At 43.0% G+C, this 15,829-nt stretch carries 9 protein-coding genes; 7 read left to right on the forward strand and 2 right to left on the reverse strand.

All coding sequences use genetic code 11. From position 1 onward, the window contains the following. Position 1: 1 nt before the first annotated feature. The 7 genes from ACOV1Q_RS05380 (at position 2) to ACOV1Q_RS05410 (ending at position 11,857) form a co-directional block, all read left to right on the forward strand. A complete protein-coding gene (locus ACOV1Q_RS05380) occupies positions 2-808 on the forward strand; it encodes a carboxylesterase family protein (protein ID WP_424493336.1) in 807 nt (268 codons plus the stop codon). A gap of 5 nt (positions 809-813) precedes the next feature. Further along, positions 814-2,619: a family 43 glycosylhydrolase gene (locus ACOV1Q_RS05385; RefSeq protein ID WP_424493337.1), complete on the forward strand. Its 1,806-nt coding sequence runs from the start codon at positions 814-816 to the stop codon at positions 2,617-2,619. Positions 2,620-2,652: 33 nt separating this feature from the next. After that, complete coding sequence (bglX, locus tag ACOV1Q_RS05390) at positions 2,653-4,920, forward strand: beta-glucosidase BglX (protein WP_424493338.1); 2,268 nt, start codon at positions 2,653-2,655, stop codon at positions 4,918-4,920. Positions 4,921-4,993: 73 nt separating this feature from the next. Continuing rightward, positions 4,994-6,994, forward strand: a complete 2,001-nt coding sequence (locus ACOV1Q_RS05395; RefSeq protein ID WP_424493339.1) for a DUF4886 domain-containing protein — start codon at positions 4,994-4,996, stop codon at positions 6,992-6,994. Positions 6,995-7,260: 266 nt separating this feature from the next. Continuing rightward, positions 7,261-8,466 (forward strand): glycoside hydrolase family 172 protein, encoded by a 1,206-nt coding sequence (locus tag ACOV1Q_RS05400; RefSeq protein WP_424493340.1) that lies wholly within the window; start codon positions 7,261-7,263, stop codon positions 8,464-8,466. Between the two features lie 69 nt (positions 8,467-8,535). Beyond that, entirely contained in the window at positions 8,536-10,119 is a 1,584-nt protein-coding gene (locus tag ACOV1Q_RS05405) for a sulfatase family protein (protein ID WP_424493341.1), read from the forward strand. Positions 10,120-10,147: 28 nt separating this feature from the next. After that, positions 10,148-11,857: a sulfatase family protein gene (locus ACOV1Q_RS05410; RefSeq protein WP_424493342.1), complete on the forward strand. Its 1,710-nt coding sequence runs from the start codon at positions 10,148-10,150 to the stop codon at positions 11,855-11,857. 121 nt (positions 11,858-11,978) lie between these two features. Here ACOV1Q_RS05410 and ACOV1Q_RS05415 read toward each other — a convergent pair whose 3' ends face one another. Both ACOV1Q_RS05415 and ACOV1Q_RS05420 read right to left on the reverse strand, forming a co-directional pair. After that, positions 11,979-13,115 carry a formylglycine-generating enzyme family protein gene (locus tag ACOV1Q_RS05415; protein WP_424493343.1) on the reverse strand — a complete coding sequence of 379 codons (1,137 nt, stop codon included), beginning with the start codon at positions 13,113-13,115 and terminating at the stop codon, positions 11,979-11,981. Between the two features lie 4 nt (positions 13,116-13,119). Beyond that, a complete protein-coding gene (locus ACOV1Q_RS05420) occupies positions 13,120-15,720 on the reverse strand; it encodes a glycoside hydrolase family 2 TIM barrel-domain containing protein (protein ID WP_424493344.1) in 2,601 nt (866 codons plus the stop codon). Positions 15,721-15,829 lie beyond the last annotated feature (109 nt).

Genomic DNA, 15,829 nt, shown 5'->3' on the forward strand with positions numbered 1-15,829 from the left:
TATGAAAGAAAAATTTTCAATCTTTAGTCTGCTTTTTTTGGTTGTTTTCCTTTCATTTTCGGCTTCCGGGAGAGCCCAGGAGCGTGAGGAGTTTCAAAAAGAGCAATTTATTCAGGAAAATGACACCTTAAATTATCGAATTCTCTTTCCGAAGAACTTTTCAGAAGAAAAAGAGTATCCTTTAGTGCTTTTTTTACACGGAGCAGGGGAAAGGGGAAACGACAATGAATCACAACTTACTCATGGAAGTGATCTTTTCCTGAAAAATGCAATTCGGGAGGATTTTCCTGCAGTGGTCATTTTTCCGCAGGCGCCAAAAGACGATTACTGGGCAAAAGTTGACGTAAACCGGGATGTAAAACCTTTTGAATTTGATTTTATGAATGAAGAAGAGCCTACCAAAGCCCTACATTTGGCAATGGCTCTTCTGAATTCTGTTGCTACTGAAAACTACATCAATAAGAACAGGATCTATGTAGGCGGACTTTCTATGGGCGGCATGGGAACTTATGAGATCCTGTCCAGAATGCCTGAAACTTTTGCTGCTGCTTTCGCTATTTGTGGGGGAGCAGATCCTGCAATTGTGAAAAAATATCCAAAGGGTTTTAATATTTGGATCTTTCACGGGGAAAGAGACGACATCGTCCCACCGGAATGGTCCAAAACAATGGCGCGGGTAATAAACTCAGAAGGGGGAAATGCAAAGCTTTCCCTGTATCCAAATGACAATCACAACAGCTGGGATTCGGCTTTTGAAGAGCCTTACTTATTGCCCTGGCTGTTCTCTCATCAAAAAAATGATTATTAAAATCTATGAAAGGATTACACCACATATACACAGCAACAGCATTACTATTTGGTTTTATGGCCTATTCACAGGAAGTGGTTCCGGAAACCTATATCAATCCGTTGGATATTGATTACACTTACATGGTTTATAATTCCAGTAAGAATATTTCCTACCGTTCGGGTGCAGACCCTGCGGTAATTGAATTCCGTGGAGAATATTTTATGTTTGTTACCCGATCTTTTGGATATTGGCATTCCACAGATCTTATTAACTGGGAATTTATTAAGCCGAAACAATGGTTTTTTGAAGGATCCAACGCCCCAACCGCATTTAATTACAAGGATTCGCTGGTGTACTTTGCCGGAGATCCTGCGGGATATGGAAGTATCCTATACACCGATGATCCTAAGAGCGGTAACTGGACACCTACCGCTTCTATTACCAGCAATATCCAGGATTCCGAATTATTCATAGATGATGACGGGAAGGCCTATCTGTACTGGGGTTCTTCAAATGTACATCCTCTTCGTGTGAAAATGTTAGATAAAGACGATCGGTTCCTTGAAACAGGTGTTGAGAAAGAACTCATAAATCTTGTTGAAGAAGAACATGGATGGGAGCGGTTTGGTGAAAACAATTTCCATCCTACTTTAAAGGAGGGATATATGGAAGGAGCCTCAATGACTAAGCATGACGGTAAATATTACCTGCAGTATGCCGCACCAGGTACGCAATTCAATGTATATGCAGATGCTGCCTACGTGGGGGAAAGTCCGCTGGGGCCTTTCAAATACATGAAGAATAATCCTTACAGTTTTAAACCCGGCGGTTTTGCAAATGGTGCCGGTCACGGGATTACGATGAAGCAAACCAATGGTCAATACTGGCATTTTGCAACTATGGCTCTGGCATCAAATTCTCACTGGGAACGTCGCCTGGCAATGTATCCTACTTATTTTGATGAAGAAGGACTCATGTATACCAATACCAGTTACGGTGACTATCCGTTGTTTGGCCCTAATCATCCAACCAAACCTGGGCAGCATAGCGGCTGGATGTTATTATCTTATAAAGGAAAAGCTACTGTTTCTTCTTCGCAAATGCAGGTTAGAAAAAGTACTTCTACAGATGGGGATTATGACATTACCGAAATGCCCCTGGAAAAAAATAAGAAAGGTGAAATTATTTCGGAAGTCTTGACAGATGAAAGCCCGAAATCATTTTGGGTAGCTGAAGCCAACGATGATGAACAATGGGTAGAGATCGAAATGTTATCGCCCGGAAAGATTTACGCTTTTCAGCTGAATTTTCATGATGAGGAATCGGGAATCTTTACCCGTACTGAAGGTTTAAGGCACAGATTCATTTTGGAAGTTTCAGAAGATGGGCAAGACTGGAAAATAGTAGCAGATAGAGGCAATAGTTTTGAAGATGCACCTAACGCTTACATCACCCTTAATCAGCCTGTAAAGGCAAAGTACGTTCGCTATAACAACGTTGAAGTCCCAGGTAATAATCTGGCATTGTCAGAAATCAGGGTATTTGGTAAGGGATTAGGAAAGAAACCTGCAAAGGTGAAAGGTTTTACGGTATCACGTCAGGAAGACCGAAGAGACGCTTCGTTTGACTGGGAACCGGTGAAAGGAGCTCAGGGGTACAATATTCGCTGGGGTATCGCGCCAGATAAGCTATACCAGTCCTGGTTGATATATGATGAAAACGAGCATTTTATGAGGAACCTTGACCGTGACACCAAATATTACTTCAGTATTGAAGCATTTAATGAAAATGGGATCTCAGAAAGAACAGAAATTCTGGAAGTAAAATAAAAAAAGCAAAAATCAATTTTAAAGTTAATACAAATGAGAAATTTCAATCTTACAGCTATCTTCCTTTTTTTTATAGGAATCTCATGCCTTGAGGCACAGGAAAGAATTCCGGAGGTAGAAGCTTTGCTGCAAAAGATGACTCTTGAAGAAAAAATAGGGCAGCTCAATCTGCTTACTCCGGGTGGTGGAGTGGCAACAGGATCTGTGGTAAGTGAAGACGTGGAAGCCAAGATAAAAGCCGGTAACGTAGGCGGAATTTTTGGAGTTTCATCTCCCGAAAAAGTCCGACAGGCGCAGGAGCTGGCTGTGAAAACATCTCGCCTGGGAATTCCGCTGCTTATAGGAAGTGATGTGATTCATGGATATAAAACCACTTTTCCCATTCCACTTGGGCTTTCTGCCAGTTGGGATATGGATTTGATAAAGGAAACTGCTCGCATAGCAGCTATGGAAGCCACTGCAGACGGGATCAACTGGAATTTTTCGCCTATGGTAGATATTGCGCGTGATCCGCGCTGGGGCCGTATTGCCGAAGGTGCCGGCGAAGATCCTTACTTAGGTTCGGCGATTGCCAGGGCTATGGTGGAAGGCTACCAGGGAGATGATCTTACAAAACCTGAGACAATGATCGCAACGGTGAAGCATATGGCCCTTTATGGCGCTTCAGAAGCCGGCCGTGATTACAACCGGGTGGACATGAGCCGCACCAAAATGTTCAATGAATACCTGCCACCATATAAAGCTGCGGTAGATGCAGGCGTTGCAAGTGTAATGACTTCTTTTAATGATATTGACGGCGTACCGGCCACAGGAAATAAGTGGCTGCTTACAGACCTGCTTAGAGAAAGTTGGGGTTTTGAAGGTTTCGTGGTTTCAGATTATACCTCGGTAAATGAAATGATCGCTCACGGCATGGGAGATTTGCAGGATGTTTCTGCAATGGCCTTAAATGCCGGTCTTGATATGGATATGGTAGGCGAAGGTTTTCTTACCACGCTTCCAAAATCTGTGGAGGAAGGACGTGTTTCAGAAGAAGCAATTACCACCGCAGCCAGAAGAATCCTGGAAGCCAAGCACAAATTAGGCCTTTTGGAAGATCCTTATAGATATTCTGATGAAACCCGTCCCGAAAGAGACATTTTAACCCCGGAAAACAGGGAAACTGCAAGAAAGGCCGCAACGCGTTCTTTCGTTTTACTAAAAAAGGAAGGGGATATTCTTCCGCTGCAAAGAAATGCAAAAATTGCACTTATTGGGCCACTTGCTAATAACAAAAACAACATGCTGGGCACCTGGGCACCTACGGGAGACCACCAACTAGCTGTTCCTGTACTTCAGGGTTTTAAAAATGTAGCGCCAAATGCCACCGTTACTTATGCAAAAGGAGCAAACATTAGCGATGATCCAGAATTTGCTCAAAAAGTGAATGTTTTTGGTCCTAAAATCGAGATTTCTGAAGAATCCCCGGAACAACTCTTAGAAGAAGCACTTCGCGTGGCAAACCAATCTGATGTTGTGGTAGCTGTTGTGGGAGAAGCTTCAGAAATGAGCGGAGAAGCAGCGAGTCGTACAGATATTACTATTCCTGAAAGTCAGAAAAAACTAATTCGTGAGCTGGTAAAAACAGGGAAACCTGTAGTATTGGTTTTAATGAGCGGAAGACCTTTGGTAATTTCCGAAGAGATGGAACTACCGGTGAGCATTCTGCAGGTTTGGCATCCGGGAGTGGAAGCCGGAAATGCCGTTGCAGATGTCATTTTTGGAGATTATAATCCTTCCGGGAAACTTACGGCTACCTGGCCGAGGAATGTAGGACAAATTCCTGTTTACTACGGAATGAGAACTACCGGAAGACCGGCTCCTTCAGAAGAATTTCAGAAGTTCAAATCCAATTATCTTGATGTGCCAAATTCTCCACTCTTGCCTTTTGGATATGGACTGAGCTATACCACTTTTGAGTATTCAGATATTGCAGCTAACGATAGTACGCTTACACCAAACGGAGAAATCACCATAAGTGCTACTGTGACTAATACTGGAGAATTTGCCGGTGATGAGGTGGTACAGCTTTATATTCATGATAAAGTAAGGAGCCTTACTCCTCCAATGAAGGAGTTGAAGGGTTTTAAGAAGATAAATCTGGAGCCGGGAGAAACAAAAAAGGTAGAATTTACCATAACTGTAGAAGACCTAAAATTTTATAATGGTTCGCTTGAGTACGTGTACGAACCGGGAGAGTTTGAGTTTTTTGTAGGAGGCTCTTCCAATGTCACAAGCGCAGGCACATTTACGCTGGAATAATGAAATAGGAGGAAGTTTTCACCAGTTCTGACCGGTCACAATCTTTAACAACAATTAATTAAAACCAATAATTATGAAGATTTCAAAATGCTTTACCAGGTTTAGCTATGTAATAGCTGTCTTTCTAGGTGTGTTATTAACTTTTACAGCTTGTGAAGATTCTGATGAATTCGAGACGAACAATGAAATAGCACTTGATATGAGCTTTGCACGGGTAACCGTGGGGAGTGAAATAGTACTTTCTCCGCTTTTCCAGTCTGTCTCTAAAGAGTACGAATGGGAAGTTTCAGATTCGACGGTGATTGAAATAAGTTCTGTGGGGCGGGATAATTCCGCTACCATCCTGGCAGTAGGCGAGGGAACGGCAACTGCGACAATCAGGACGGTTGACGGTTCAGAAGAGGCCAGCACCACTATTGAAACTATCTGGATAAGGGAAACAGAGGTTAGCCTCCCCGCAAACATCACCGCTAACACAGAGTCTACTGTCCTTCTTACACCAGATTTTAATCTGGTAGATATTCCTACCAGAAGTTATACCTGGTCTGCAGATCCAGAAAACATTGTTTCCTTTGAAGTGGATCCCGAAACCTATGAAGTGGAAATTCAGGGATTGGTTGCGGGTACAACCGAGTTGACTATTTCTTCTGAAGACGGTGAAGTTTCAGGTTCGACTACCGTGACGGTGGAAGAAGAAGTTGAGGAAGAGGATGATGGAATCTTGAAAGTTCTGGCAATTGGAAACAGCTTTTCTGAAGATGCAATAGAATATTACTTACATGGGCTTGTAAATGCTGCCGGGGAAGAGATCGTGATTGGCAACCTTTATATTGGCGGCGCTGAACTTGCCTTGCACCTTGAGAATGCAACTAACAATGCCAGTAGCTATAGTTATAGGAAAGTAAATGCACAGGGGGATAAAACCACTACTGCAAATGTTTCCATCGCTACAGCTTTAGCCGATGAAGATTGGGATTACATCAGTTTTCAGCAGGTGAGCCAGGAATCGGGAAATTATGAAACTTTCACTGAGTCCTTACCCGGTCTCTATAATTATGTTGCAGAAAATGTAGATAATCCTGATACGCAATATTTACTACATCAAACCTGGGCATATGCTCAAAACTCAACGCATTCCGGCTTTGTGAATTATGACAATGATCAAATGACCATGTATGAAGCTATAGTAGATGCATATGAACAGGCAGAAGGTCTTATTCCTACATATAGGATCGTGCCTTCCGGGACAGCGATTCAAAATGCAAGAACCAGTTATCTTGGGGATAATTTTAACAGAGATGGTTATCACCTGAATGAAATAGGAAGATATACCGCTGCCAGTGCCTGGTTTGAAATTTTGTTTGAGCAAAGCGTTGTGGGCAACAGTTATATGCCGGCAGGTTTTATTCCTGTAGATGTGGAAATTGCACAGCACGCTGCTCACGAGGCAGTAGAAAATCCGGGAATGGTTACAGAACTTATAGAATACCAGAATGCTGGTGGAACAGGAATTTTAACCGATGAGGTTTATATAGATTTTGCTACTTCTTCAAATTCTGAAGGCTGGAACGGCATGACCAGTTTCCTGGAAGGAGCTACGATCCCAAATTTAAAATATGTGAACAATGATTTTACTGGCATTGAAATGATGATCACCAGTAGATTTAATGGTCAGAACACCAACGGCGAAACATCTACCAATACAAATTTTAATATGCCTGCAGAAGTTTCCGGAAATTCCTTTTTCGGTAATTTAACAGGAGAATGGGCCGGTATGGTCATTGAAAAAGCTGTTATACAACTAAGTGGATTTGAGGGAGACAGCACCTACGAAATTTGCTTTTTTGGTTCCAGGACAGCTACCGACAATCGGGAAACCGAGTATACTGTAATTGGAGAAAATACCGGGTCTGCAGTGTTGAATACCGCAAGTAATTCGACTGAGATTGCCTGTGTTGAAGGGGTAAGAGCAGATAGTAACGGAGAAATAACTATAGAGGTTTCCGCAGGTCCTAATAATGACAACAGCTACGGATTTTTCTACCTAAATGCTATGAGAATAACTCCGGAATAGAAATTGGGAAAAGGGGCGGCGAATGACTGTTATGAAAAAAAAGGAAAAATCACCGAAAAATGTCATTTTTAAGGAAATTGTTCCTTGAAGATTTGTGTAACAGCAAGGTGGGGCTTTATGAGGTTCAACTGAAGGAAAAAAATCATAAAGGTCAACCTGCTGTTGTGCAATTAAAATGTGGATCTCAGAATTGCGACCAGTTGAAAAGCAGCAGAGAGAAGGACAAACCAATGTTCTGATATTAATAACCTTTTAATTTTTAGTGGATGAAAAGAATAATATTTTCTTTGGTTCTATTTGTTGTTTCTGCACATGCGGCAGGACAAGAACTTTACGAACTTCCTCAGGAAGAAGCTACCACCCGCTGGGTGAGTTTTGAAAATACCAGTGCCAAAAAAGGGGCCGGTGGGATGGAGAATGATGGAGCAAAAGGGCATGCCTTTGAAAGATTAAAATCAGGAGAGAGTGTAGACCTGGTGAATTTTAATGGTAGCGGAGTTGTTAACAGGATATGGCTTACTATTAGTGACCGCAGTCCCGAAATGCTCAGGTCTTTGAAAATTGAAATGTTTTGGGACGGGGAGGAAACCCCAGCAGTTTCTGTACCACTGGGAGACTTTTTTGGAATAGGACTTGGCAGAAAAGCGGCTTTTGAAAGTGCCTTGTTTGCAGATCCCGAAGGTCGTTCGTTCAACTGCTTTATTCCCATGCCTTTCAAGGAAAAAGCAGTGATTAGGGTCACCAATGAATCTAAAAAGGACCTGCACCAGATATTTTATGAAATAAATCTATTGGAAAAATCTCATTTTCAAGAGGAAGTATTGTATTTCCACGCTTACTGGAATAGAGAATTGGAAACAGAACTTGGTGAAGACTTTGTCATTTTGCCTCAGGTGAAAGGAAAGGGCCGCTTTTTGGGAACAAACATTGGCATCTTTACAGATGAGTTATATCAAGATACCTGGTGGGGCGAAGGCGAAGTAAAAATTCATCTTGATGGTGATAGCGATTACCCGAGTCTCGTTGGCTCCGGAACCGAAGATTACGTGGGCACAGCATATGGACAGGGGGCTTTTAATCATCAATTCCAGGGTAGCCCTATAGTGGATGCCGAAAAAGGGGTATATGCCTTTTACAGGTTTCACATTCCCGATCCCGTCTATTTCTACGAAGATATTAAAGTCAGCATTCAGCAAATGGGGGGTGCGCCCAGGGAGAAAGTACTGGAGCTGGTAAGTAATGGCGCCAGGCTCATTCCTGTTACTGTCGATCATTTTCCAAATTTCACCAATCTTTTAGAGCTGGATGAAATTCCGGCCCTGGAGGATGAGGATTTTCCGAAGGGATGGACCAATTTCTACCGGAGTGATGATGTATCGGCCACGGCTTACTTCTATTTGGACCGGCCAGGAGGCACATTACCTGCTTTGCAGGAATTGGAGATAAGGACAGCTGATCTATCCCAAGAATAGGAAAGATGGAGTGGAATAACATTGAAAATTTTTGACTCGTTCAGAGATTTTCAAAAAATATAAAAAGCCATGGAAAAAGCGCCTTGTAAACTGCATTTTTGGATCTTCATTGCTTCTGTTGTGGGATTATTTTCGCAGCAAGCTTTTGGACAAGAGAACAAGAGTGAGAAACCAAACGTTGTTTACATTAACGTAGATGATCTTGGTTATGGTGATCTTGGGGTTTACGGAGCTACAAAAGTGCAGACCCCGAATATTGATAAACTGGCCTCTCAGGGAATGCGATTTACCGATGCGCATACAGTTTCTGCAGTCTGTACTCCGTCGAGATATGCCTTTATTACAGGGGAATATCCAGTGAGGGCCAATAACTTGTCCAGTGCAGTTTTTGACAGGGATTCTCTGGTTATAGATGAGGATAAGCTCACAGTGGCCGATATATTTAAGGAGCAGGGTTACGCCACCGGGATTATCGGAAAATGGCATTTAGGATTCGGAAACCAAAGACCGGTAAACTGGAACGGAGAGTTAAATCCCGGTCCGCTGGAATTGGGCTTTGACTATTATTTTGGGGTTCCGGTTGTAAATTCACATCCTCCGTTCGTTTACGTGCGCAATCATTATGTTGTTGGTCTAGAAGCAGATGACCCCTTTGTGTGGGGCGAAGAAGCCAATACACAACCATTTCCTGAAAAATGGAATCGTGGGAATCAGAAAATCGGAGGCGCAAAAAAAGCACATTCTTTTTATATTGACCGACTGGTGGGAACCACACTGAAAGATTCTGCAGTGGCCTTTATAAAAAGGCACAATGAACAACCTTTCTTTTTGTACTATGCTACCACCAACATTCATCATCCATTCACGCCTGCGAAACAATTTATGGGAAGCAGTGAAGCAGGACGCTATGGCGATTTCATTGCTGAGCTTGACTGGATCGTGGGAGAAATCGTTGAAGCTTTAGAAGAAGAAAATCTCACTAATAATACTTTGCTCATCCTCACCAGTGATAACGGCGGAATGCTGAACATGGGAGGTCAGGATGCCTACAAAATGGGGCATCGCCAGAATGCTGATCTCCTGGGATTCAAATTTGATGCCTGGGAAGGTGGGCACAGGGTACCCTTTATTGTTCGGTGGCCGGGGAAAGTTGAAGAAAACAGCATTTCGTCGCAGCTCATTAGCAGTAATGTGGACATGGCAGCAACTTTTGCAGCAATTTTTGACAGGCCGCTTGAAAAAGGCGAAGCTGTAGATAGTTATAATATACTTCCCATATTTTTGGGAGAAACCGAAAAAGAAATTAGGGAAGAAATGCTTATTGCACCCAATGATCTTGAAAATATCGCGCTTCGGATGGGCGATTGGATTTACATTTCGGCGCAGGGAGGCGGTGGTTTTGCTGCGGAATACCGGGGAATGCATGATTTTGGAGGTCCTGCTGCCACTCCCTTTACCGGCCAGGAGAACAGTGATATTGAAAATGGGCAGATAAAAGAAAATGCGCCTCCGGCGCAATTGTACAATCTGAAAGAAGATCCTTCGCAAAAGGAAAATAAATATGAAAAATATCCTGAAAAAGTGAAGGAAATGAGCTCCAGGATAGAAGAAATAAGAGCGGCTTCTCAAACCCGGCCTGGGCATAAAAAATAAATTTAAAATATCAGTTAAAACAGATCTTATGAACGATTTTTTGAAACTTTTGATTTTCAGTGCGTGTATTGCGCTGCTTGCTGCGTCATGTAAAAATGCCTATTCCGAAGAAAATGATGAAGACGCAACTGTCAAAAAGCCCAATATTGTTTTCATAATGACCGATGACCATGCGGCGCAGGCCATTAGTGCTTACGGGCATCCTGTAAGTAAGCTCGCTCCAACCCCAAATATTGACAGAATCGCTGAAAACGGCGCCAGGTTCAATACCAACTTTTGTACGAATTCCATTTGTGGCCCCAGCCGTGCTGTCATCCTTACAGGAAAACACAGCCATTTGAATGGTTTCAGGATGAACGGTGAAAAATTTGACGGTTCCCAGCCTACGCTTCCGAAGTATTTAAAAGAAGTAGGTTATAATACCGCGCTTTTCGGAAAATGGCATTTACACGGCACGCCCGAAGGTTTTGACCAGTGGAATATTTTGGTCGATCAGGGGAATTATTACAACCCCGATTTTATTAAAGATAATGACACCACCAGGATCGAAGGCTATGCAACAGATATTATTACCGAAATGGGAATAGACTGGCTCAAGGAAAATGCAGGGAAAGAGGAACCTTTTCTGCTCATGGTGCAGCATAAAGCTCCGCACCGTAACTGGATGCCGGCCCTTCGCCACATAAATAAGTATGATTCCATTACTTTTCCGCTGCCGGAAACTTACTTTGCAAGTCATGAAGGCTCCATTGCCTCGCAAGAGCAGCTGCAAACCATTTATGAAGATATGTATGAAGGACATGATCTTAAGATGACGGTAGAAAAAGGCAGCGATTCCCTACGGCACAACCCATGGCCAAATGATTTTGTACGAATGACTACAGAACAGCGGGAAGCATGGAACAATGCTTACCGTCCAAAAAATGATGCTTTTCATGAAGCAAATCTCACCGGGAAAGCCCTGGCCGAGTGGAAAGGTCAGCGGTATTTGAGGGATTACCTGGCAACGGTGGCTTCGGTGGATGAAGGCGTGGGCAAAATTTTAGATTACCTGGAGGAAAACGGGCTAATGGAAAACACTATTATAGTTTACACGACAGACCAGGGTTTTTACCTTGGTGAAAAGGGCTTTTTTGACAAGCGTTTTATGTATGAAGAATCCCTTGCAATGCCATTGCTGGTGCAGTATCCAAAGGAGATTCCGGCAGGTTCAGAAGTGAGTGCGCTTACTCAAAATCTGGATTTTGCACCTACGTTTTTGGATTATGCTGAAGCTAATATTCCTGCTGAAATGCAGGGAAAATCTCTTCGGAATCTCCTGAAACAACAGGAAAACGGCACCAGTTTCAGAAATGCCATTTATTACCATTATTATGATTTTCCCGCATTCCATATGGTAAAACGGCATTATGGCGTGCGTACAGAAAGGTATAAATTAATGCACTTTTACGATGATATTGATCAATGGGAGATGTATAATCTTGAGGAAGATCCGCGGGAACTCAAAAATATTTATGACGACCCCAATTATGCTCAAATTCAGGAGAGATTACATGAAACCCTTGATTCTTTACAAACCCAGTACAAAGTAACCGATGCTGAATTTGCACAAACCCCGCCCGCAAAAGTGGAGCAGGCCTACCGAAATTTCGCCCGACTAGCAAACGACGATGTGCAAAATTATGAAGGTTATGTAAGGCAATATGGCTCCGGCGAGGTACCGAAAAATGTGAAATAAAAGACGGCTGCGCTGCAAGAACAAAGAACCAGGAGACATGACATTTTGTGCTAAAGAAATAGCTTCATGAATTTATCTTTTTCTTGTTTACTGCCCATTGACCACTGACACCCCTAAGAAACTACTTCAGCATCTCCGGAGTGGCAACAGTTCTAAAACCTACATGCTCGTGTGAAGAATCTATAGGGTTCTGCATGCGGGCAGAAGGACGAAAACTCGCGCAGTAGGAGGCGTGACATAAATAAGAACCTCCTTTGATGACCTTTTCCTGCACCTGTGGGTTGTGAGGATTAAATGCCTGCACGGCTCCCCGCGGATTAATCACCGTTCCCTCTTCCCGTGCGTCATAATAATAATTAATGTTGTACCAGTCCTGTGTATACTCCCAAACATTTCCGGCCATTTCATAAAGGCCATAATCGTTTGGCGGATAAGATTTTACGGGAGCTATCCTGCTAAATCCATCAACAGAATCATTTTCCACAGGGAATTTACCGGTCCAGGTGTTTGCCTGCTGCGTTAGTTTCTCTTCGTCATCTCCCCATGCAAAAATGGCATTTTTGGCACCTCCTCTCGCAGCATATTCCCATTCGGCTTCTGTGGGCAGGCGCCGGTTTGCCCAGTCTGCGTAGGCTTTGGCATCTTCGTAAGCAATATGTACCACCGGAAAATCTTCTTTTCCTTTAATGCTGCTTCCGGGGCCATAGGGCTGTCGCCAGTTTGCAGCGGCTTTCCACTCCCACCATTGAGAGTAATCATTTAAATTACTGACTTCAGTTTCGGGCTTTTTAAAAACCAGGGAACCCGGCTGCAACAGCGAATCGTGAGGTTTGGGAGTCCCAGGAGGTAACTGTTGTTTTACTTCTTCCCAATCAATTTTTCTTTCCGCAAGGGTAACATAACCTGTGGCATCAGCAAATTTTTGAAATTCGGCATTGGTGACTTCGGTTTTATCCATAAAAAAGCCATCTACAATGACTTTATGTGCCGGTTTTTCGTGCTGCATCGCCATGACATCTTTCTCTATCGCTCCCTGGCTGAATTCCCCGCCCGGGATCCATACCATTCCTTCGGGCGCTTGTAGATCTGCAGGTTTTTCTTTGATGGCATAAACTTCTTCAGAATCCTTTTTCTCCTGGCAGCCGGTTGAGATCAGTAAAACAGCGGTAGCAATACATTTTCCCCAACGCATGGAGCTCCAAAAAAGGCATTTAAAATGCCCTTTTTTAGGGTGTATGTTAGAAGGTGATGCATTCATAGGGTTATATTTTCTCCAGTTTAATTCCCGAAAGCAATGATCTTCCTGTATTTTCGGAAAATTCAATGCTAATGCCATTTTCCGCCTTTACGGTGTATGAAATTGTGACCGCTCGAATTCGGCCATAGTCACGTGCTAGATTAAGATCTTCAGAAACGGTTCTTCCATTGATTAACACATCAAAACTCCGCACACCTTCCAAATTCTGTGCTTCGGAAGTACTAAGATTATAAATATTTTCTTCGGAAGCATTGAATTCGGGTTCTGCGAATAAGAGGGTGACTTTGTAAGTTCCATCTTCCACATCAAACTTATAAGCTTCAATGCCTTCGCGCATGGTCTGGAACAGAGGATCATTTTCAGTCCCCTGAATATCTGAAGCTGTTCCCTGGAACTTTGTGACCGACTTCTGGTAAACTTCTCCGCCCACATAGCCAAACTCGCCTGCCTCATAAGGCTGATCGCTTATCCATATTTCTTTTGTCACAGGATCTTTATAGTTTACATGAGTTCCCACATTAATAGTGAGATCCCGCTTGTGCAGCTTTTTTAAAAGACTTTTTCTCTGAAGAACATAAATAGTTCTGGAATGGGAAACTTCGCCATGGGTGGCGGTGAGTTGATGGATTCCTTCCGGAAGCTGCAGCTCGAAAAATGCGAGTCCGTCACTGATTTCTGAAGAATATTCCAGACTGTCATTGACACTAAGAGTCACATTTGCGGCATTTGAAAAAACCGGAATCACAATTGGCTCATTTTCATCCTCTGGAAATTTATACTCGTATTCTTCGCCGGCAATGAAAATCATTGGCGCTTCCAGTAATCTCGCCTGGTAGTAATAATAAATATTCTTTTTCGAACGGTCGAAGTTCAAAAGCCCTTTTTGATTAATGTAAGGCATCGCGTCCTGCCGAAAGGAGGAACCAAAATCGGCAAAATTCCAGGCGGCCATTCCCACCACGTAATCCCGCGCCAGCACCTGGTTGATATAGCTGCGATGTAGTTTCAATTGATATGCCTCACTGTAATCCCAGGGTTTTGGATCTTCCGTTTGAATGCGCACATCGGCGCCGGGCCCGTATTCTGAAATGATCAGCGGCCGGTTTGGATAGCGCTCGTGTTGCTCATCAAGGAATTTTCCGAAGTTTTCAAGTCCGGGCGAATACCAGCCAAAGTAGAGGTTCCAGCCAATGACATCAGGAATATCAGCAATTCCGGAAGTGTTGTAAAGCTCATTTTCATGCAGCGCCATGACGCTTAACCTGTAAGGATCAAGTTCTTTGGTGAGCTTTTCAAGTTTTTCGGCCAATTCCACGGAAGTTTCAATTTTGGCTTTTTTGTCTGGTTCGGTCATTTCGTTGTTGAACACCAGCCGAATGAAGATCTCGTTCATATAACCCCAGAAGATCACTGATGGATGGTTGAAATACTGCTGAATTTGTTCTTTTTGCATTTGCAGCACGACCTCATGATAAGCATCGGTGGCGGTAACATTGTTGATCACAGGCACTTCAGACCAGACGATGAGCCCAAGCTCATCGCAAATTCTGTAAACCTCAGGATCTTGTGGATAATGAGCAGTTCGCACAAAATTTGCGCCCATTTCCTTGATCATTTTGTAATCGCTTTTGTGAACGGCATTTGGCAGCGCATTCCCTAATCCTTTCAAATCCTGGTGCCGGTTGGCGCCAATAAGTTTGATAGGTTCTCCATTGAGGAAAAAGCCATTTTCGGGATCGGCTTCAAACCAGCGAAGTCCAAATTTAGAACTGAACTCATCCAGTTTTTCCTCGGCATTTTCACCCTTTATATTCATTTCAAAGCTGTAAAGCTGCGGATCTTTGGGAGACCAAAGCCGCGGATTTTCTACTGAATATTCAAAAATGACATTTTTAGCTTCCTTTCCTTTTAGCCGGACTTTCTTACTAAGCGTTTTTAGAATTTTAGAGGCGGGATCTAGTATATCTACGGCTACAATAGCGGTTTTAGAAGCTTCGGAATCATTTACAACCGTAGCTTCGATCTTCACTGTAGCTTTTTCTTCTGAAACTTCGGGCGTACGAATTAAAATATTGCCTGCAGCGGCATTTTCCAGTTCAAAATGCAGTTTATCGGTAATAATTAATTCCAGGTCGCGGTAAATTCCGCCGTAAAAGTTGAAATCGGCATCCAGCGGCGGAATATTAGTGTCGTGGCTGTTATCCACCACTATTTTCAGCTCATTTTCGGCAGCAAAATTCAATTCTTCTGAGATATCAATAACAAAACCGGTGTATCCTCCAATATGTTTCCCCGCAGAAATGCCGTTTACAAACACTTCGGTTACCTGATTGCTGCCTTCAAACTTCAGAAAAACCTGATCGTTTTGCCATTTTTGAGGCGCGAAGAGGTTCTTTGTATAAGTTGCTTTTCCGCGGAAATATTCCTTCCCGTCCCTAAAGGCATCTTCGGCATTCCAGGTATGGGGAATATTCACGGTTTCAGTTTTACCCGGATTATTTTCCCTGCTGAATTGCCATGAACTATTCAGACTTTGCACCGTACGCTGCGCGTATATGGAAGTGCCAAAAAGGAATAATAGAAATGCTATTTTTAAGTGTTTCATCTTCATAAATTGTAAAATTAATTTGCGGTTGCAGGTTAAAATTGTACCGGCTGCGTCCGTACCACTTCTACTTCGCCTTCAGATTAAAGATTCTTTTTTGGTTTGCTGG

The sequence above is a fragment of the Salinimicrobium maris genome (assembly GCF_049680855.1).
In the GTDB taxonomy this organism is placed as follows: Bacteria; Bacteroidota; Bacteroidia; order Flavobacteriales; family Flavobacteriaceae; genus Salinimicrobium.

Bases quoted from the DNA above. Each gene is read 5' to 3' on its own strand.
- ACOV1Q_RS05380 (WP_424493336.1), top strand. From the start codon at position 2: ATGAAAGAAAAATTTTCAATCTTTAGTCTGCTTTTTTTGGTTGTTTTC.
- ACOV1Q_RS05385 (WP_424493337.1), top strand. From the start codon at position 814: ATGAAAGGATTACACCACATATACACAGCAACAGCATTACTATTTGGT.
- bglX (WP_424493338.1), top strand. From the start codon at position 2,653: ATGAGAAATTTCAATCTTACAGCTATCTTCCTTTTTTTTATAGGAATC.
- ACOV1Q_RS05395 (WP_424493339.1), top strand. From the start codon at position 4,994: ATGAAGATTTCAAAATGCTTTACCAGGTTTAGCTATGTAATAGCTGTC.
- ACOV1Q_RS05400 (WP_424493340.1), top strand. From the start codon at position 7,261: ATGAAAAGAATAATATTTTCTTTGGTTCTATTTGTTGTTTCTGCACAT.
- ACOV1Q_RS05405 (WP_424493341.1), top strand. From the start codon at position 8,536: ATGGAAAAAGCGCCTTGTAAACTGCATTTTTGGATCTTCATTGCTTCT.
- ACOV1Q_RS05410 (WP_424493342.1), top strand. From the start codon at position 10,148: ATGAACGATTTTTTGAAACTTTTGATTTTCAGTGCGTGTATTGCGCTG.
- ACOV1Q_RS05415 (WP_424493343.1), bottom strand. From the start codon at position 13,115: ATGAATGCATCACCTTCTAACATACACCCTAAAAAAGGGCATTTTAAA.
- ACOV1Q_RS05420 (WP_424493344.1), bottom strand. From the start codon at position 15,720: ATGAAACACTTAAAAATAGCATTTCTATTATTCCTTTTTGGCACTTCC.